Origin of the sequence: Microbacterium paulum, from assembly GCF_015707995.1 — a bacterium.
Classification (GTDB): domain Bacteria; phylum Actinomycetota; class Actinomycetes; order Actinomycetales; family Microbacteriaceae; genus Microbacterium; species Microbacterium paulum.
Genome location: NZ_JAAGRY010000021.1, coordinates 1 through 18,845, shown reverse-complemented (window position 1 = coordinate 18,845; position 18,845 = coordinate 1). Strand labels below are relative to the sequence as shown.

Here is an 18,845-nt window from a genome sequence, read left to right as displayed (position 1 = left end):
GAAACCACGGCGGCGCCGAGAAACCACGCGTGCGGTGGTTTCTCGGCGCCGAAAGGGTTTCTCGGGCGTGAGCGTGGGTCAGCGCTCGATCGCCGCGGCCGACGAACCGCCGGTCTTCAGCGCTGCCAGGCGCGCCTCGACCTCGGTGAGCTCGCCCACGTCTTCGAGCTGGTTGAACTGCGCGTCGAGGCTCGACGCCGCGATCTCGGCCTTGCCCGCGGCGAGCGCCTCTTGCCGGCGCACCTTGTCTTCGAAGCGGCCGATCTCGCTCGTCGGGTCCATGACGTCGATCGAGCGGACCGCGTCGTGCACCTTGTTCTGCGCCTCGGCGCTCTTCTGGCGGGCAACGAGCTCCGAGGCCTTCGACTTCAGCTCGACGAGCTTCTGCTTCATGCCGTTGAGGCCGTCCTTGAGCTTGTCGACGACCTCGGTCTGCGCGGCGATCGAGGGAGCGAGGGCCTTCGCCTCGTTCTCCTCGCTGATCTGGCGCTGCAGCGCGATCTTGGCGAGGTTGTCGAACTTGTCGGCGTCGGTCGTGTTGCCGGCGCTGCGCAGCTCGTCGGCCTTGCGGCTCGCCGCGAGCGCCTTGTTGCCCCACTCAGCGGCCGCCTTGACGTCTTCTTCGTGGTCGCGCTCGAGCAGGCGCAGGTTGCCGATCGTCTCGGCGATGGCCGACTCGGCGTCGGCGATGTTGTTGGTGTAGTCGCGGACGAGCTGGTCGAGCATCTTCTGCGGGTCTTCGGCGGAGTCGAGCATGGCGTTGACGTTCGCCTTCACGAGCGTCGAGATGCGGCCGAAGATGGACTGCTTTGCCATCGGTTTTCCTTTCCTAGCGGGAACTGCGGGTGTCGGTGGAGTCGAGGGTCGAGGATGCCTGGGTGATGCGACGCGGCGCGGCCCGGCCGGTCAGAACCGGCCGCCTCCGCGCCGGCTGCGGGTGCCGCCGCCGCCGAAGCTGCCGGGGCCCATGCCGCCACCGCGACTGCCGCCGCCGTAGCCGCCGCGGCTGCCCCCGCCATAGCCGCCGCCACGACCGCCGCCCAGCAGCGAGTTGATCACGATGCCGCCGAGCACGGCGCCCATCATGTTGCCGCCGCCCCCGCCCGAGCCGCCGCCGAACATGCCGCCGCCCGAGAAGGCGCCGACGTCGGCCTGCGCGGCCTGGGTCGCCTGCGCGGCGAGGTCGTTCGCGCGCTGGGCGTAGGGGAGGGCCGCGGCCGGGTCGGTCTGCTGCAGCTGACGGGCCTGCACGAGCGAGGCGCCGGCCTCGGCGAGCCGCGTGCGTGCTTGCGCGCCGATCGCGCCGCGACGCGAGGTGATGAAGTCTTCGGCGGCCGACACCTGCGCCTGGGCCTGCGTCATCAGCGCGTTCAGTTGCTGCGCGGCGCGCTGGGCCTGCGCCTGTGCATCGCGAACACCCGCGAGGGTCGCGTCGATCTGCGCGTTCGCCGCGTCGAGGCTCTGCAGCGCCGCGATCGGCTGCTTGGCGGGGCCGGTCAGCTGCGCCTTGGCCGCGTCGACCTGCCCGCGGGTGGTCGCGATCACCCCGGCGAGGCGGCCGTCGGTGTCAGGCAGACCGCTCGCGGTCGCGATGTCGTGCTCGATGTCGGCGATGAGCGCGGCCGCGTCGGTCTCGGCTTTGCCGAGGTCGGTGCCGAGCTTGGCGATGGCCTTCTGCAACAGATCGGCCTGGCCGACGGCGTCTTCGGCGGCGCGGATGTCGACGGCGGCGCCCGCGTTATCGCCCGAGGTGATCGCCTGCTGCGCGGCGGTCAGCTGCGCGTCGGCGAAGGCCAGGTCTTGCGCGGCCTGGGCCGGATTGTCGGCGATCGTGGCAAGAGCTGCGGGAGCGTACGCCCCCTGCAGAACGGCGAGCGCGGCCGCGGCGGGCTGCTGCCGCACGCCGACCTCGGCGCGCAGCGCCTGCACGCGGGCGAGGGCGGCGGGCGCGTTCTGCTCGAGCTGACGCAGCTCGTCGAACGCCTTCGCCTTCTCGTCGAGACCGGCGTTGGCGCGCGCGCACAGGTCGAGGATCTGCGCGTTCCAGGTGCGCACGTCGGCTTCGGTGTCGGGGGTCGCGTCGTCGAGTTGCTGCTGCAGCACGAACGCCTGGTCGAGGGCGCTCTTCGCGTCGGCGAGGGCCTGGGCGAACTCGGCGGCCGCGGCGTCGCCGAACTGGGCGCGCGCGAAACCGAGCTCCTGCTCGCTCGTCTTCAGGGCGTCGTCGGTCGCGACGAGCGCCGACGCGGCGCGGCGTCGCAGCTCGTCGGTGGGCACCTGGGCGAGCGGGTCGTGCGGGGCATCCGTGCCGGCCGCGCCGCCCGTGACCGCCGGCGTCTTCTTGCGGCGCGAGCGCACCACGATCACGATGACGAGGGCCGCGAGGGCGATCACGACGATCACGAGCAGGATGGGCGCGAGTGCGCCGCCCGAGCCTCCCCCCGAGCCGCCGGTGCCGCCCGACCCGCCCTTGACGGCGTCGGCGAGCCCTGCGGCGGCCGCCGTGGCAGCGCCCGCCCAGTCGCCGCCCGCGAGCGCCGGCCGCACACGCTGCTGCTCGATCTGGCCGAGCTGGTCTTCGCTCACGGGCCCCTGCGAGTAGCCCGACAGGCAGTACTGGCGACCGTCGGTCGAGATCGCGAGCAGGTACTGATTGGGGCCGAGCCCGTTCGCTTCGGCCGTTGCGTTGGCCCAGCCCTCGGGGCTCGTCGGATCGGAGAACGTGGGCACGTAGACGACCCAGAGGTCGACGCCCGCCGTCGTCGACAGGGACCGCAGCTCGCTGTCGACGCTCGCGACCTGGGTCTGGCTGAGCACGCCGGACTGGTCGAGCACGCGCGCCGAATCGAGGGTCACCGGGGCGGTGGCGAGGGCCGCTCCCGCGCCGCCGAACACGATCGCGAGGGCAGCGGTCAGAGCCAGCATCAGACGCGTGCGCACGGCGCACCCCCCTCCTTCACGAGACCTCCGCGTCGGCCTCTTGCCGATCCTATGCCGCCCCGGGTATGCGCGGGTAGGCCGTGGGATGGGAATCGGCTATGCCGCCGCGCGCCGGCGACCTCCCCGCGCCGCCCACGCCGCGCGCACCTTCACCGCGCCATCCCGGCGTCGCTGCCGGCCGGGGCCGCGCACGCCCGGTAGCGTGGCGCATTCGGAGGCGAGATGATTCACGACGGGTTCGACAGGTACGGCGGCGATGTGCTCGCGAGCGGGTGGCGGGATGCCGGTCGCCGGGCGGTGCCGCAGGTCGCCGCCGACATCGGCACGGTGATCGAGGTCGCCGGCGACGGCTTCTGCGGCGCGGTGACCCGCGTGCAGTCGGGCACCGTCGAACTCGAGGACCGGCTCGGAAAGCGGCGCCTGTTCCCCCTCGGCGGCGGGTTCCTGATCGACGGTGAGCCGGTGCTGCTCGGCCCGCCGGCCCCCGCCGCCGCGAAAGCACCCGCCCGCACGGCGTCGGGCTCGTTCGCGGCGCCCGAGGCGCGCGCCCGGGTCGCCCGCCCCTCGCGCATCCTCGTCGAGGGCCGCCACGACGCCGAACTCGTCGAGAAGGTGTGGGGCGACGACCTGCGCGTCGAGGGCGTCGTCGTCGAGTACCTGCAGGGCGTCGACCTCCTCGGCGACCTGCTGCAGAGCGAACCCCCGGGGCCGGGGCGGCGCTACGGCGTGCTCGTCGACCACCTCGTGCCGGGCTCGAAGGAGTCGCGCATCGCGCAGGCCGTCGAGCGTGGGCCGCACGGCGCGCACCTGCGCATCGTGGGGCATCCGCACATCGACGTCTGGCAGTGCGTGCGCCCCGAAGCGGTCGGGATCGCGGCCTGGCCCGACGTGCCGCGCGGTATCGAATGGAAGGTCGGCGTGAGCCGGGCGCTCGGCTGGCCGGCGCGCGACCAGGCCGACATCGCGCGCACGTGGCAGCGCATTCTCGGCTCGGTGCGCAGCTATCGCGACCTCGACCCGGCCCTGCTCGGCCGCGTCGAAGAGCTGATCGATTTCGTCACCGCCGAGCCCGACGCCCCGACCCGGTGACCGGCCGGGCCGCCCGGTAGCCTGGACGGATGCCGCAGCCCGCCCCCGACGATGCCCGCGCGACCGCCCCTGACGACGCCGTCGGAACGACCCCTGACGACGCCGCCGAGCGCTTCCGCGACCGGCCGGTGTCGTTCGTGCGCCGCAGCGGCCGCATGAGCGATGGACAGGAGCGCGCCTGGGCCGCGCACTCAGGTTTCTACCTGATCGAGGTCGAACGCGGCCGCGCGGCCACCAGCATCCGTCCCGGCGACCCGATCGACCCGGCAGCCACCTACGGCCGTGCAGCCCCCCTCGTCGTCGAGATCGGCTCGGGCCAGGGCCACGCGATCGTGCACGCCGCGGGGGGCTCGCCCGAGCGCGACTTCCTCGCCGTCGAGGTGTTCCGCGCTGGCCTCGCCCGCACCATGCTCGACGCCGACCGCGCGGGCGTGCAGAACCTGCGGCTCGTCGAGGCCAACGCCCCCGAAGTGCTCGAGCACCTGCTGCCCGAGGCGAGTGTCGACGAGCTCTGGATCTTCTTCCCCGACCCGTGGCACAAGTCGAAGCACCACAAGCGACGCCTCATCGACGCGTCGTTCCCGCCGCTCGCGGCGCGGGCGCTCCGCGATGGCGGCCTGCTGCGCCTCGCGACCGACTGGGAGGACTATGCCAGTCAGATGCGCGACGTGATGACGGATGCCGAGGACTTCGCCCCGGCCTTCGATGCCGCCCCCGACGGCTGGGCCCCCCGGTTCGATGGCCGCGTGATGACGGCATTCGAGCGGAAGGGTCTGGCCAAGGGCCGCGACATCCGCGACCTCGTCTACCGTCGACGCGACCGCGCCGAGGCCCCGGCCGTCCCCGTCACCGCAGACGACGCCGCCCGGCCATGAGCCACGCGGCCGTCGCGCCCCGCCGCCCGCTCGTCGGCGCGGCGCTCGTGCCGGCCCTGCTCGTCTGCCTTGCGGCTCAGTCCGAGCCGCGCACGAGTTCGAGGCCGGCGCGGGCGAACTGGCGGGGCGTGGCATCCGGAAGGAAGGCCCGGGTCAGCGCGGCGCCGATGCGCGGCAGATCGCCCTCGTCGCGGAAGAGCAGGTAGAGCGTCTCGTAGCGGGGCTGGAACTTCGACTTGAAGCGGTGCAGTGACTGAAAACCGTAGACGGGTTCGAGGCCGTCCGACAGGCGCGCGCTCAGCGCCGACAGCATGCTCGCCTCGGGCGGGTACTCGTGGGCCAGGGGAGCGCCCGACAGCGACATGATCTCGGCGCCCTCGTCGCGGAAGGCGACCGCCGACGAGGCGATCAGATACTCCATCACGGGGCCGAAACCGCCCTCGCGGCGGCGCATGAGGTCGAGCGTCCACCCGCGCACGCGTCCCTGACCGGTCTCGGGGTCGTCGCCGTAGATCGGCAGCCACGACAGAAAACCGTCGACCGTGCCGTGCGGGTCGATCGCGAGGGCGATGCGCACCTCGGGGTCGTCGGCTTCGGCGAGCGTGCCGAGGGTGAAGCGCATCTCGGGCAGGTCTTTGTCGCCGACCCACTGCTCCGAGATGGCGTTCAGCTGCGCGCGCACGCCCCACGGCTCGTCGGCGAGGCGCGTGAGGCGGAAGGTCATGTCTTCGCGCCCGGCCTTGTTCATCGAGGTGCGCACCGAGTTCCACGCCTTGCCCGTGAAGGCGAGCCCGGGCAGGTCGACGATCGTGTCGTCGGCCACGACGAGCGAGCGCCACGTGTCGGGCACGGCAGCGCGCACCGTCTCGCCGGCGCTGAAGAAGCAGGGCACGAGCCCGGCGTGCTCGGCGGCGTGGATGAACTCCGCGACCGACTGCGCGCGCCCCTCCGCGGGGCCGAGCGGGTCGGCGAGGGCGATCACCGTGCCGACGCGCTTCTGGAAGGTCACGATGCCCGTCGAGGTGCGCAGGTAGTCGTTGCCGTTCCACGTCGTCATCCACGACAGGGTGCTGCCGCCCGACTGGCGCAGCATCGCGGATGCCTCGGCGACGGTCGGCTCGGCGCCGCCGCCGAGGGTCGTGCGGCGGTGTCGCGCGAACGCGCCGCGCACGCTGATGAGGTAGATGAGCATGAGCAGCGACAGCGCGCCGGTGCCGATCTCGAGTTCGACGGTGCCGATCTCGGTGACGTCGAGGCCGAGCGCGTCGGTGGCGGGCAGCAGCAGTGCGAGCCCGATCGCGCTGAGCACGTTGATCGACATCAGGATGATCGCGATCACCCACGCCCAGCGGCGCGCCTGCAGCAGGCCGTTGGCGATCACGACGACGACCACGACGTCGATCGCGGTCGACCAGAAGCTGCCGCTGAGCGGCTCGGTGGCGCCGAACGGGCCGTCGGTGGGCACGAGGGCGAGGATCACTTCGATCGCGATGAAGGCGAGCATGCCGAGGAAGGCGATCAAGCGTTGCTCGCGCACGGTCGCGCGCTGCGGGCGCAGGGTGCGGTCGACCACCAGGATCAGCAGCACCGCGAAGATGTCTTCGAGATCGGCGACCGTGCCGAACACCAGCACCGCGACGATGACCGCGGTGAGCAGCACCATCCAGCCCCGCGTGCGCCAGGGGGCGGGGGCGAGCCCGATGAGGGCGGCGAGGCAGGCGAGGGCCCCCGCGCTCGGGCCGACGTCGAGGGTGCTGGCGATCTCTTGCGCCCAGGTCCACTCCGAGAAGAGGCGCAGCACGCTCAGCAGCAGAGCGCTCGCGAAGACGCCGAAGAGCTGCCCGACCCAGAAATAGGCGAGTGCGACGCGCGTGCCGCGGAAGAACTCGAGCGCGCCGAGCGCGCCGAGCGCGATCAGCGTCGGAATGTAGACGAGCGGCTGCACCACGAAGAAGGTGCCGGTGACCGGCGTCCACCACCGGCCTTCGTCGAAGGCGGGCAGGCCGTACGCCCACGTGTACATGCCGGCGCTCTCGACGAACGGCTCCCATAGCCCGCGCGAGACCACCCCGACGACGAGCACGGCGAGGATCGTCGCGATCGTGGCGGGCGTTCGGCTGATGGTGCGGCGGAGGATGCCGCTGACGCGGGCGGAGCGCGCGGGTACGGTGGGCGCCGTCATAGTTCCACGGTACCCAGGCCGGCTGACGTTCGTTCGCGTGTGCGCGTGTCGCGTCACAGAGCGGCGAGCAGCGCCGGCCCGAACGCGATCGCCGCGGCGATCGGCACGACGAGCAGACCGAGCACGAGCACGCCGCCGAGGCCGATCAACCCGAGGACCGACAGCGCCGCCGCGCCGCCCGTCGAGACGCGGTCGCGCAGCGGAGTGCGGGTACGGACGCGTGCCGCAGACAGAGCCGTGCGGGCGGGGCGAGCGGGGAACGGGATGCTGGCGGTGACCATGCTTCGACGCTACGAAGCGGCGCGGTCGCCGCGCATCGGCCCCGGGGAGGATCCGCCTACGCCGGGAGGATGACCGTGCGGCGCGCGGTCACGCGGTGGTCACGCCCGGTCGTGCCCGGTCGCGCCGGGACGCGCCCGCTCAGGCCGGTCGGGGCTCGGCGGTCTGCCCCTCGAGTGCGCCGAGCCAGCGACGCAGCACGGGTTCGAGCGCCGTGGCATCCGCGTCGCCGAGCTCGTCGAGCAGGCGGCGCTCGTTCGCGACGTGCGCCGCCATCGCGTCGTCGATGAGGGCGCGGCCCGCCGGGGTGAGGCGCACGAGGCGCCGTCGTCCGTCGTCGTCCGCGCCGGTGCGTGCGACGAGTCCGCGCGCGGCGAGCCGGTCGACGCGCTTGGTGAGCCCGCCGGTGGTCACCATGGTATGGGCGGCGAGCTCGCCGGCGGGCAGCTCGCCCCGCGCGCCCGAACGGCGCAGGGTGGCGAGCAGGTCGAACTCGGCTTCGCTCAGTCCGAACTGCGCATAGGTCTCGACGAGACGTTCGGTGAGCGCCGCGGCGACCCGGTGCAGGCGGCCGATGACGCCGAGCGGTGCGACGTCGAGGTCGGGGCGCACTCGCCGCCACTGCGCCTGCACGACATCGACGTGGTCGGCGGCGCCCGGCGCCGCGGAAAGGGGTGAAGTCGTCACGCGGGAATAATACCTTCCGCGAAAGATATTATTACTTCCATGGAAGATAAATCTCACTCCGGCGCCGCGGCGCCCTGGATCGCCCTCACCGCCGTCGCGCCCATCGCGTGGGGGTCCACCTATTTCGTGACCCGGCACCTGCTGCCCGCCGACAGCCCGATCTGGGGAGCGGTGATCCGGTGCCTGCCCGCCGGCATCCTGCTTCTGCTGGCCGTGCGGCGGCTGCCGCGCGGGGCGTGGTGGTGGCGCTCTGCCGTGCTCGGGGCGCTCACCGTCGGCGGTCTGAACGTGCTCGTCTACGTCGCGGCGCTGCGACTGCCGACGAGCATCGCGGCGACGGTCATGTCGACCTCGGCCGCCGCGATGCTGCTGATGGGGTGGTTCGTGCTGCGCCAGCGCCCGCGGCTCGCCGCCGTGGTCGGTGCGGTGGTCGGCATCGCAGGAGTGGCGGTCATGATGGCGCCGGGCTTCGGCGCCATCGATCCGTGGGGTGTCGCCGCCTCGGTCGGGGCGATGCTGTCGTCGTCGCTCGGGTTCGTGCTCACCGTGCGGTGGGGGCGGGGCGTGCCGCCGCTCACGATGACGGCGTGGCAGTTGACCGCGGGCGGCCTGCTGCTGCTGCCGTTCGCGGTGCTCGTCGAGGGGCTGCCGCCGGCCCTCGACCCGCCCGCGGCGGCGGGTTTCGTGTACGTCATCCTGGTGGCGACCGTGGTCGCGTACGGGGCCTGGTTCACCGGTCTGCAGCGCCTTCCCGCCGGAACCGTGGGGCTTCTGGGGCTGCTGAACCCGCTCACCGGCGTCGCCCTCGGAGTGGTCGTCGCCGGGGAACCCTTCGGCGTCGTGCAAGCGCTCGGGGTCGCCCTCGTCGTCACGGGCGTCGCCCTCGGCGTCGGCGGTCGCCGAACGCGATCAGTGAAAGTGGTGCCCCCGACAGGAATCGAACCTGCGACCTTTGGTACCGGAAACCAACGCTCTATCCCCTGAGCTACGGAGGCGTACCGATCGAGAGTATCACCGCGTGATGGCTGCGACCGCCGCGGCCAGCCGCTCGGCGAGGTAGCGGTGCCCCGCCGTGGAGGGGTGGTCGCGGCCCGCGCCGGTGTCGATCACGTCGGAGTAGTTCGCCGGGGTGATCCACTGCTCGCCGATCGGCGAGACGTACCACCAGCCGCGCGCGGCGGCGGCGCCCGCGAGGTCGCGGTCGATCCGCGCCGTCGCCGCCTCGACCGGCAGCACCTGCGGGGCGGGCCCGAGGATCACGATCTGCGCGTGCGGATAGATCGCGGCGAGGGCGTCCCACGCGGCATCCGCCGCCGCGCGGTACCCGTCCGCGCTCTCGCGCCGGTCGTTGATCGAACCCTGCACGATCACGAGGTCGGGCTGCAGCTGCGGGTCGAGCGCGGCGATGCGGGTGCCGAAGTCGGGGCCGTCGAGCCCGGGCTTGAGATATCCCGAGCCGCGTACGCCGTCGACGATCGTCGTCCACCCGGTCATTCCCGCGACGACGTACGCGTAGCCGAGGGTGGGGTCGGATGCCGCGGAGCCGTAGGTCCACGAGTCGCCGAAGACCAGCACCGTGGGCTGCGCGGGGAGGTCGAGGAGCGCGGGAGTCGAGGCCACGGCGAGCGTTCCGGGCCCGGCGGCGACGACCGCTTCAGGCGTCGGGGCGCTCGCCCCGGGTGGCAGCATCGCGGCCGCGGCGACGGCCAGAACGGCCGCCGCGACCGCCGCCAGCGCCCACGCCCGGCCGCGACGGGGAGGGCGCGCGGCGGGCTGCATGCGTCGAGGGTAAGGCACGCCGAGCCCGTGCGGGAACGGCCCGCGAAACAGGGCGTTCACCGCGCCCCTCGCGGCGTGCGAGGATACTTCGGTGCAACGCATCGTGACCGCCGAACTCGACCTGGAACTGGGCGCCTCCGTCGACCTCATTTTTCAGATCGCGGCGGCCCAACCGGCGCCCGTGCTGCGTGAGGAACTCACGTTCAGCCAGGGCGATCGCGTGTACACGCCGACCGAGATCATCGACCAGTCCGGCAGCCGCCTGCACCGCCTGCAGAGCGACGCGGGCCGGCTCGAAGTGCGTTACGAAGCGCTCATCGAGGGCCACGTCGCGCAGCGCGCGACGAGCGACCTCGAAGCCATCACCTACCTGCGCCCGAGCCGGTATTGCCAGTCCGACGAGGTGTTCTCGCAGGCGCGGCGTCAGTTCCGCGGCCTGCAGGGATTCGAGCTCATCGCCGCGGTGAGCGAATTCGTCGCGACGAGCACCACGTACACGCCCGGGCTCAGCCAGGGCACCGACTCGGCCGTGACGACCCTCATGACCGGCCAGGGCGTCTGCCGTGACTACGCCCACGTCGTGATCGCGCTGCTGCGCGCCATGGACATGCCCGCCCGCTACGCCGCCTGCTACGCGCCGGGCCTTCGCCCGATGGACTTCCACGCCGTCGCCGAGGCGTACCTCGACGGCAGTTGGTACGTGATCGACGCGACGCGGCTGAGCAACCGCCGCTCGCTCGTGCGTATCGCCACTGGCCGCGACGCCGCCGACTGCGCGTTCCTCAGCTATCACGGCGGCTACGTGGGGCTCGAGCGCATGCGCGTCGACGCGGTCGTCGTGCCCGATGACGGCGCGTACGCCGAGGCCGCCGCCGCGCACGATGCCGCCGCCGCGGCATCCGACCCCGCCCTCGACGACTTCGCCGAGCTCGTCCAGCTCGCCTGACCGGTCGCCCGGTCCGTACGGCCCCGCCCGGCCCCGTCGGGGCGCGCACAGCCCGCGCCCGTAGACTTGACGGGCTATGAATCCTGATGCCCTTGCCGAAGCCCTGCTCGCCGTCATCGCCCCGCTCGCCGAGGCCCGACGCGAGGGGTCGAGCGCGGGGCTGACCGCCGCCGACCTGCCCCTCGAGCGCCCGCGCAACCGCGACCACGGCGACTGGGCCTCCAACGCCGCTCTGAAGCTCGGCAAGGCGGTCGGGGCGAACCCGCGCGAGTTCGCGCAAGAGATCGCCGACGCGCTCGCCGAGACCCCGGGTGTCGCGTCGGTCGAGGTCGCCGGTCCCGGGTTCATCAACATCCGGTTGGATGCCGCTGCCGCCGGCGCCCTCGCGAAGACGATCGTCGAGGCGGGCGCCGCCTACGGCACGAACGACACCCAGCGCGGCCAGTCGATCAACCTCGAGTTCGTGTCGGCCAACCCGACCGGGCCCATGCACATCGGCCACACCCGCTGGGCGGCGCTCGGCGATGCGATCGCCCGTGTGCTGCTGGCGAGCGGCGCGACGCTCGTGCGCGAGTTCTACGTCAACGACGCAGGTGCCCAGATGGACCGGTTCGGCCGCTCGGTGCTCGCGGCGATCAAGGGCGAGCCGACCCCCGAAGACGGCTACCCCGGCTCGTACATCGACGAGCTCGCCCGCCGCGTCGAGGCCGAAGTCCCCGGCATCCTCGCTCTGCCCGCCGACCAGCAGGTGCTCGAGGCCCGCGACCGGGCCTACGCGCTGCAGCTCGCCGACCTGCAGGACTCGCTCGTGAAGTTCAACGTGCACTTCGACGTGTTCTTCAGCGAGCGTACGCTCCACGCCCGCGGAGAGGGCGGCGAGCCGAGCCTCGTCGACGAGGCCGTCGAGCGCCTGCGCGCCCAGGGCCACGTCTTCGAGGCCGACGGTGCCGTGTGGGTGCGGACGACCGATTTCGGCGACGACAAAGACCGGGTCATCCGCCGCTCGAACGGCGAGTACACCTACTTCGCCGCCGACGCCGCGTACTACCTGAACAAGAGCGACCGCGGGTTCCATCACAAGATCTACCTGCTCGGCGCCGACCACCACGGTTACGTGCACCGCCTGAAGGCGCTCGCCGGCGCGGCCGGTGACGACCCCGAAAAGGACATCGAGGTGCTGATCGGTCAGCTCGTGTCGGTCAACGGCGCGCGGCTGTCCAAGCGCGCGGGCAACATCATCGAGCTCGACGACCTGCGCGACTGGCTGGGGACGGATGCCTTGCGCTATTCGCTCGCCCGTTACCCCGCCGATTCGCCGCTCACGCTCGACCCCGACGTGCTCACCAAGCGCACGAACGACAACCCTGTCTTCTACGTGCAGTACGCCCACGCGCGCACGCACAACGTGGCGCGGAACGCCGCCGCGTCGGGCGTCGACCGGAGCGTCTTCGCGCCGGAGCTCCTCACCCACGAGACCGAGTCGGCGCTGCTCGGCGCGTTGCAGGAGTTCCCGCGCGTCGTCGCCTTCGCCGCAGAGACGCGCGAGCCGCACCGCGTCGCGCGCTATCTCGAAGAGCTCGCCGGGCTCTACCACAAGTGGTACGACAACTGCCGGGTCATCCCGCTCGGCGACGCGCCCGTCGACGACGTGCACCGCACGCGCCTGTGGTTGAACGACGCCACCGGCCAGGTGCTCCGCAACGGCCTCGACCTGCTCGGCGTCAGCGCTCCCGAACGGATGTGACCCGATGAGCGCCGACGAGCATCCGACCCAGCCGCTGCCCGACCCGAGCGCGACGTGGATCCTGCAGACGGATGCCTCGGCGCCCGCGCCTCGACGCCACCGCCGTTGGCCGTGGCTGGTCGCCGTGCTCGCGGTCGCCGCCCTCGCCGTGGGTGCGTGGTTCGCCGGGGAGTACATCGCCCGCGGCATCGTCGAGCGCACGATCCGCGAGCAGGTGGTGCAGCAGCTCGACCTGCCGGCCGACCAGCAGATCGACGTCGACATTCCGGGTCAGGTGCTGCCGCAGCTGATCTCGGGGCGCTTCGATCAGCTGACCGTCTCGAGCGCCGATGTGCCGTTCGGTCAGCTCAGCGGTGACGTCGTCGTGCACGCCTCGGGCGTTCCGGTGCGCGGCGATGCGCCCGTCGACAGTGCGAGCGCGCAGGTGACGCTCGACCAGTCGCAGTTGCAGGCTCTGCTCTCGACGGTCGACGGCTTTCCGGCGAGCACCGTCAGCCTTGCCGAGCCGCACGTCGAGGTCGCGATGGATCTGCAGCTGTTCGCGCTCACCGTTCCGATCGGTGTCGGCCTCACGCCGAGCGCGTCTGCCGGCCAGTTGGTGCTCACCCCCGACACGCTGAAGGCGGGGGATGCCGAGGTGCCGGCCGAGGCGCTCGTCGATCAGTTCGGCGCGGTCGCCCGCACGGTGGTACGTGATTGGGACGTCTGCGTCGCGCAGTACCTGCCGGCCGGCATCACCCTGTTGGGCGTGCGCGTGGCGGGGCAGACCGTGGTCGCTGACTTCGATGTCGACGGTGCGATCGTCACCGACGCCGCGCTGCAGCAGAACGGCACCTGCGCCTGACCGCTCGCGTCGGCGCGTCGAGAACACACAAGTGCACGCCTGACGCACCCCGAACGGTGCAATTGTGCGGTTTCGCGGGGGCGCCGCTGGGCGCTCTTCCCATACGCGGGGCGGCATGCACCGGTGCCCTAGACTTGTCGCACATCTGACGGGCAGGTGGCGCGCGAGCGCCCTCCCGTGGCCTCCACCCCGATTGGTTTGCTCCGCGTGTCCGCCTCTTCCGACAGTCCGCTCGTGCCGGAGTGGCTCGTGGTGCCAGACGACGCGAATGCGCTCGCCGCGCAGGTGTGGCCGCGCAGCGCGCACCGCGCCGCGAGTGGCGAACTGGTGCTCGGCGGTGTTGCCGCGAGCGACCTGCACGCGCAGTTCGGCACGCCGCTCTACGTGCTCGACGAAGACGAGGTGCGCGCCCGCGCGCGGGGTGCCCGCGCCGCCTTCGACGACGCCGCCGCCCGGCACGGCACGACCGCGCACGTCTATTACGCGGGCAAGGCGTTCCTCTCCGCCGACGTCGTCCGCTGGGTGACGGGCGAGGGCCTCGCCGTCGACGTCGCCACCGGGGGAGAGCTCGCCGTCGCGCTCGCCGGAGGCGCCGACCCGGCCCGCATCGGCTTCCACGGCAACAACAAGTCGGTCGCCGAGATCGCGCGGGCGATCGAGGTCGGTGTCGGTTCGATCATCCTCGACAGCGACATCGAGATCGAACGCGTCGCCGCCGAGGCGGCACGCCGCGGCATCCGTCAGTCGGTGCGCCTGCGCGTCAACAGCGGCGTGCATGCCGAGACCCACGACTTTCTCGCGACGGCCCACGAAGACCAGAAGTTCGGCATCGCGCTCGCGCGCGCCGAAGAGGTCGTCGCTCGCATCCGCGAGCTGCCGAGCCTCGACTTCGGTGGTCTGCACTGCCACATCGGCTCGCAGATCTTCGGCGTCGACGGGTTCCGCGAGTCGGCGGCCCGTCTGCTCGACGTGCACGAGCGACTGCTGGCGGGCGGCCCCGTTCCGGTGCTGAACCTCGGCGGCGGCTTCGGCATCGCCTACACCTCGGTCGACACCCCGACGCCGATCGAAGAGCTCGCCGAGGGCATCGTGGACGCCGTCGCGACCGAGTGCGCGCGCCGCGGCATTCCGGTGCCCGCCCTTGCCTTCGAGCCGGGCCGCGCGATCGTCGGAACGGCAGGGGTGACCCTCTACGAAGTCGGCACCACCAAGCCCGTGCAGGCGACCGACGCGCTCACTCGGCTGTACGTGAGCGTGGACGGCGGCATGAGCGACAACGCCCGCCCGGCGCTGTACGGCGCGCAGTACTCCGCGCGCATCGCGTCGCGCGTATCGGATGCCGCGCCCGCCCTCGCCCGCGTCGTCGGCCGGCACTGCGAGTCGGGCGACATCGTCGTCGACGCCGAATACCTGCCGGGCGACGTCGCCCCCGGCGACCTGCTGGCCGTCCCCGCGACGGGCGCCTACTGCTTCTCGCTCGCGAGCAACTACAACTACGCGCCGCGCCTGCCCGTGGTCGCCGTCTCGGGCGGCGAGGCCCGCGTGATCGTGCGCGGCGAGACCATTGACGACCTGCTGGCGCGCGACCTCGGCGTGCACCGCCCGACACCGGAGGCCTCCGCATGACCGATTACCGACGTCTGCGCGTGGCTCTGCTCGGCGCGGGCGCCGTGGGCTCGCAGGTCGCCGACCTGCTGCTGCGCCACGGCGACGAACTGGCCGACCGCGCCGGTGCCGCGCTCGATCTCGTCGGCATCGCCGTGCGCGACCCCGACGCGCCGCGCGACGCCGAGCTGCCGCGCGAGCTGCTGACGACGGATGCCGAGGAGCTCATCGTCGGCGCCGACATCGTGATCGAGCTGATGGGCGGCATCGAGCCCGCCCGCTCGCAGATCCTCCTCGCGCTCGGGTCGGGCGCCGATGTCGTCACCGCGAACAAGGCCCTGCTCGCCACGCACGGGCCCGAGATCTTCGACGCCGCCGACCAGGTCGGCGCGTCGGTGTACTACGAGGCGGCCGCGGCGGGCGCGATCCCGATCATCCGGCCCCTGCGCGACTCGCTCGCCGGTGACCGCGTGCAGCGGATCATGGGCATCGTCAACGGCACGACGAACTACATCCTCGACCGGATGGACCGCGAGGGCAGCGACTTCGCCGACGTGCTCGCCGACGCCCAGGCGCTCGGCTACGCCGAAGCCGACCCCACCGCCGACATCGAGGGGTTCGACGCGGCGCAGAAGGCCGCGATCCTGGCATCCCTCGCCTTCCACACGGCGGTGCCGCTGGGCGCGGTGCACCGCGAGGGCATCACGAACGTCGACGCGCAGATGATGGATGCCGCGCGCCGCGCCGGCTACGTCATCAAACTCCTCGCCGTGTGCGAGCGGCTGCAGGTCGAGGTGTCGGATGAGGCGCCGACGGGCGAGGCGATCTCGGTGCGGGTCTACCCGGCGCTGATCTCGCGCGAGCACCCGCTCGCCTCGGTGCACGGCGCGAACAACGCCGTGTTCGTGCAGGCCGAGGCCGCGGGCAACCTGATGTTCTACGGCGCGGGCGCCGGCGGCGTGCAGACCGCCTCGGCCGTGCTCGGCGACGTCGTCTCGGCCGCGCGCCGGCACATCGCCGGCGGCGTCGGGGTGGGCGAGTCGACCCGCGCGAACCTTCCGGTGCTGCCGGTCGGCCGCGTGACCACGCGCTACCAGATCACCCTCGAAGTGGCCGACGAGCCGGGCGTGCTCGCCACCGTCGCCGGCATCCTCGCCGAGGGGCGCGTGTCGATCGCGACCGCGCTGCAGACCGTGATCACACAGGCAAACGGCGAATCGGGCACCGCCCGCATCGTCATCGGAACCCACCGCGCGCTCGAGCAGGATCTCAGCGAGACGGTCGATCGGCTCGCCGCCAGCGGCGTCGTCGATCGGATCGTCTCGGTGCTGCGCGTCGAAGGCGATTGAGACCGGCCCCGCCGGCAGAAGGAGACTGACATGGCACACGTCTGGCAGGGAGTCCTGCGCGAATACGCCGACCGTCTGGGGGTCACCGAATCCTCGACCGTCGTCACCCTCGGCGAGGGCGGCACGCCGCTCATTCCGGCGGCGGCGCTGTCGGCGATGACCGGCGCGAAGGTTTTCGTCAAGTTCGAGGGCATGAACCCCACGGGCTCGTTCAAGGACCGCGGCATGACGGTGGCGCTCTCGCGCGCCGTCGAGCACGGCGCGAAGGCCGTCATCTGCGCCTCGACCGGCAACACGTCGGCCTCGGCCGCCGCCTACGCGGCGCACGCGGGCATCACGGCGGCGGTGCTCGTGCCCGAGGGCAAGATCGCCATGGGCAAGCTCAGCCAGGCCGTCATCCACGGCGGCCGGCTCATCCAGGTGCGCGGCAACTTCGACGACTGCCTCGAGATCGCGCGCGAGCTCGCCGACAACTACCCCGTGCACCTCGTCAACTCGGTCAACCCCGACCGCATCGAGGGCCAGAAGACGGCGGCGTACGAGATCGTGTCGCAGCTGGGCGACGCCCCCGACTTCCACTTCATCCCGGTGGGCAACGCCGGCAACTACACGGCCTACACGCGCGGCTACCGCGAAGAGGCCGAGCGCGGCGTCTCCACCCGCGTGCCGCGCATGTTCGGCTTCCAGGCCGAGGGCTCGGCGCCGCTCGTGCGCGGCGAGGTCGTGCGCAACCCCGAGACGATCGCCTCGGCGATCCGCATCGGCAACCCCGCCTCGTGGGAACTCGCCCTCGAGGCGCGTGACGCGACCGACGGCTGGTTCGGCGCCATCGACGACGAGCGCATCCTCGTCGCGCAGAAGCTGCTCGCCGACACCGCCGGCGTCTTCGTCGAGCCGGCGTCGGCGATCAGCGTCGCCGGCCTGCTCGACCGTGCCGAGGCGGGCGTCGTGCCCGCCGGTGCGACCGTCGTACTCACCGTCACCGGCCACGGTCTGAAAGACCCGCAGTGGGCGCTGCGCAACGCCGACGGCAGCGAGGTCACGCCGACCGTCGTCGACGCCTCGACCTCCGAGGTCGCCTCGGTGCTCGACCTGGCATGACCGTGCCCGCCGCCTTCGAGCCCGCCGGAGCCCGCGCGGTCGCCGTGCGCGTGCCGGCCACCAGTGCGAACCTCGGCCCCGGCTTCGACACGCTCGGCCTCGCGCTGAGCGTGTACGACGAGCTCGTCGTCACGGCGCTCCCCGAGCCCGGTCTCGAGATCCACGTCACGGGCGAGGGTGCGGGCGAGGTGCCGACGGATGCCTCGCACCTCGTCGTCCGTTCGATGGCGTACGCGTTCGAGGCGGTCGGGCGGGAGCTGCCCGGCATCCGGCTCGAGGCGCGCAACACGATCCCGCACGGCCGCGGCATGGGCTCGTCGGGCGCCGCCGTGGTCGCGGGGCTGCTGGCGGCCAAGGGCCTGCTCGCGGGCGAGGTCGAGTTCGGCCCCGACACGCTGCTGCGGCTCGCGACCGAGCTCGAGGGTCACCCCGACAACGTCGCTCCGGCCCTGTTCGGCGGTCTCACGATCGCGTGGATCGACGAGAACGGCCCGCAGCACAAAAAGCTGCTCGTGCACCGCGGCGTCTCTCCGCTCGTGTTCGTGCCCGAGTTCACGATGTCGACCTCGGTCGCGCGCGGGCTCGCGCCGCTGCAGGTGCCCCGCGAAGACGCCGTGTTCAACGTGTCTCGCTCGGCGCTGCTGATCGCCGCGCTCACGCAGAGCCCTGAACTGCTTCTGGCCGCGACCGAAGACAAGCTGCACCAGTCGTACCGTGCGCAGGCCATGCCCGCGACCGACGCGCTCGTGCGGGCGCTGCGCGCCGAGGGGTTCGCCGCGGTCGTCTCGGGGGCGGGGCCGAGCGTGCTGGTGCTCGCCGACGGGCCGGGCCGCCGGCTCGACGCGGCGCGCGTCGCGGCATCCGTCTCAGACACACCGTGGGAACCCCTCATGCTCGCCGTCGATGTCAAGGGTGGTACAGTGAGGGACCATACGGAGGGTTCCCCGGTCTAGCCGTGAATCTGGCCTCCGTCGCAATTCTGCGAACCCCTGCATAGTCACTCACGTGTTCCTCGCTGCCCTGACCGGGCGCTGAGACGCGACGGGTGAGCGCCCATCGTGGACGGCGTCTGTGCGGATCTGTCTGTCCACCTCACCCTGAAGGAGACCTCGTGGAGTCACTCTCCGAGACCCCGATCGAAGACATCGACGTCGCACGCGAAGAAGCGGCGACCCAGGCTGTCGAAACCACCGAGACCCCGGCTGAGCCCGAGGCGCCCGTCGCTGAAGAGCCCGCCGCCGAGGCTGAGCCCGCCGCCGAGGCTGAGCCCGCCGCTGAGGCCCCCGTTGCTGAGGCCCCCGTCGCCGAGCTCGAGACGACGGATGCCGAGGCGCCCGTCGCCGCGGACGCGCCTGCCGCCGAGGCGCCGGTCGCCGACGATGCGACCGCAGCCGCCGAGCCCGAGGCTGCGGCCGCCGAGGCTCC

16 protein-coding genes, 1 tRNA gene and 1 pseudogene are annotated in these 18,845 nt (G+C 72.5%); 11 read left to right on the top strand and 7 right to left on the bottom strand.

Annotated features, from left to right (window positions below; translation table 11 throughout):
* Positions 1-78: 78 nt before the first annotated feature.
* Together G3N18_RS06835 and G3N18_RS16310 are read right to left on the bottom strand one after the other, a co-directional pair.
* Positions 79-816, bottom strand: coding sequence for a PspA/IM30 family protein (locus G3N18_RS06835; RefSeq protein ID WP_196383563.1), 738 nt, complete (start codon positions 814-816; stop codon positions 79-81).
* A gap of 90 nt (positions 817-906) precedes the next feature.
* Positions 907-2,940, bottom strand: a complete 2,034-nt coding sequence (locus G3N18_RS16310; RefSeq protein ID WP_338038345.1) for a TPM domain-containing protein — start codon at positions 2,938-2,940, stop codon at positions 907-909.
* Positions 2,941-3,162: 222 nt separating this feature from the next.
* Here G3N18_RS16310 and G3N18_RS06825 point away from each other — a divergent pair, with 222 nt between their 5' ends.
* Positions 3,163-4,029: a DUF3097 domain-containing protein gene (locus G3N18_RS06825; RefSeq protein ID WP_196383562.1), complete on the top strand. Its 867-nt coding sequence runs from the start codon at positions 3,163-3,165 to the stop codon at positions 4,027-4,029.
* Positions 4,030-4,184: 155 nt separating this feature from the next.
* Entirely contained in the window at positions 4,185-4,904 is a 720-nt protein-coding gene (trmB, locus tag G3N18_RS06820; RefSeq protein ID WP_230403957.1) for a tRNA (guanosine(46)-N7)-methyltransferase TrmB, read from the top strand.
* 76 nt (positions 4,905-4,980) lie between these two features.
* On the opposite strand, the gene G3N18_RS06815 is transcribed toward trmB, so the two are convergent.
* The 3 genes from G3N18_RS06815 to G3N18_RS06805 form a co-directional block, all read right to left on the bottom strand.
* Positions 4,981-7,086, bottom strand: coding sequence for a bifunctional lysylphosphatidylglycerol flippase/synthetase MprF (locus tag G3N18_RS06815; RefSeq protein WP_196383560.1), 2,106 nt, complete (start codon positions 7,084-7,086; stop codon positions 4,981-4,983).
* A 53-nt stretch (positions 7,087-7,139) separates the two neighbouring features.
* A complete protein-coding gene (locus tag G3N18_RS06810; RefSeq protein ID WP_196383587.1) occupies positions 7,140-7,367 on the bottom strand; it encodes a hypothetical protein in 228 nt (75 codons plus the stop codon).
* Positions 7,368-7,506: 139 nt separating this feature from the next.
* Complete coding sequence (locus G3N18_RS06805) at positions 7,507-8,052, bottom strand: MarR family transcriptional regulator (protein ID WP_196383559.1); 546 nt, start codon at positions 8,050-8,052, stop codon at positions 7,507-7,509.
* A 39-nt stretch (positions 8,053-8,091) separates the two neighbouring features.
* Between G3N18_RS06805 and G3N18_RS06800 the strand changes: the two are divergent.
* Positions 8,092-8,877 (top strand): annotated as a pseudogene (locus G3N18_RS06800) (EamA family transporter); the annotation flags it as partial.
* 94 nt (positions 8,878-8,971) lie between these two features.
* Here the strand turns inward: G3N18_RS06800 and G3N18_RS06795 are convergent.
* Both G3N18_RS06795 and G3N18_RS06790 read right to left on the bottom strand, forming a co-directional pair.
* A tRNA-Arg gene (locus G3N18_RS06795) sits at positions 8,972-9,047 on the bottom strand.
* A gap of 16 nt (positions 9,048-9,063) precedes the next feature.
* Positions 9,064-9,831, bottom strand: coding sequence for an SGNH/GDSL hydrolase family protein (locus tag G3N18_RS06790; protein WP_196383558.1), 768 nt, complete (start codon positions 9,829-9,831; stop codon positions 9,064-9,066).
* Between the two features lie 91 nt (positions 9,832-9,922).
* Between G3N18_RS06790 and G3N18_RS06785 the strand changes: the two genes are divergently transcribed.
* The 8 genes from G3N18_RS06785 to G3N18_RS06750 form a co-directional block, all read left to right on the top strand.
* Entirely contained in the window at positions 9,923-10,777 is an 855-nt protein-coding gene (locus G3N18_RS06785; RefSeq protein WP_196383557.1) for a transglutaminase domain-containing protein, read from the top strand.
* A gap of 76 nt (positions 10,778-10,853) precedes the next feature.
* Positions 10,854-12,521, top strand: a complete 1,668-nt coding sequence (gene argS / locus G3N18_RS06780; protein WP_196383556.1) for an arginine--tRNA ligase — start codon at positions 10,854-10,856, stop codon at positions 12,519-12,521.
* Positions 12,522-12,525: 4 nt separating this feature from the next.
* Entirely contained in the window at positions 12,526-13,365 is an 840-nt protein-coding gene (locus G3N18_RS06775) for an LmeA family phospholipid-binding protein (protein ID WP_196383555.1), read from the top strand.
* Positions 13,366-13,572: 207 nt separating this feature from the next.
* Complete coding sequence (gene lysA, locus G3N18_RS06770; RefSeq protein ID WP_196383554.1) at positions 13,573-14,991, top strand: diaminopimelate decarboxylase; 1,419 nt, start codon at positions 13,573-13,575, stop codon at positions 14,989-14,991.
* Positions 14,988-16,319: a homoserine dehydrogenase gene (locus G3N18_RS06765; protein ID WP_196383553.1), complete on the top strand. Its 1,332-nt coding sequence runs from the start codon at positions 14,988-14,990 to the stop codon at positions 16,317-16,319. The genes lysA and G3N18_RS06765 overlap by 4 nt, the downstream gene beginning before the upstream one ends.
* Before the next feature lie 30 nt (positions 16,320-16,349).
* Positions 16,350-17,420 (top strand): threonine synthase, encoded by a 1,071-nt coding sequence (thrC, locus tag G3N18_RS06760; RefSeq protein WP_196383552.1) that lies wholly within the window; start codon positions 16,350-16,352, stop codon positions 17,418-17,420.
* The gene (thrB, locus tag G3N18_RS06755; protein WP_196383551.1) at positions 17,417-18,373 is read left to right on the top strand and encodes a homoserine kinase; all 957 of its coding nucleotides are present in this window, start codon (positions 17,417-17,419) and stop codon (positions 18,371-18,373) included. Before thrC ends, thrB begins: the two co-directional genes overlap by 4 nt.
* A 158-nt stretch (positions 18,374-18,531) precedes the next feature.
* The coding region (locus G3N18_RS06750) for a hypothetical protein (RefSeq protein WP_196383550.1) at positions 18,532-18,845 on the top strand (314 nt) is incomplete at its 3' end.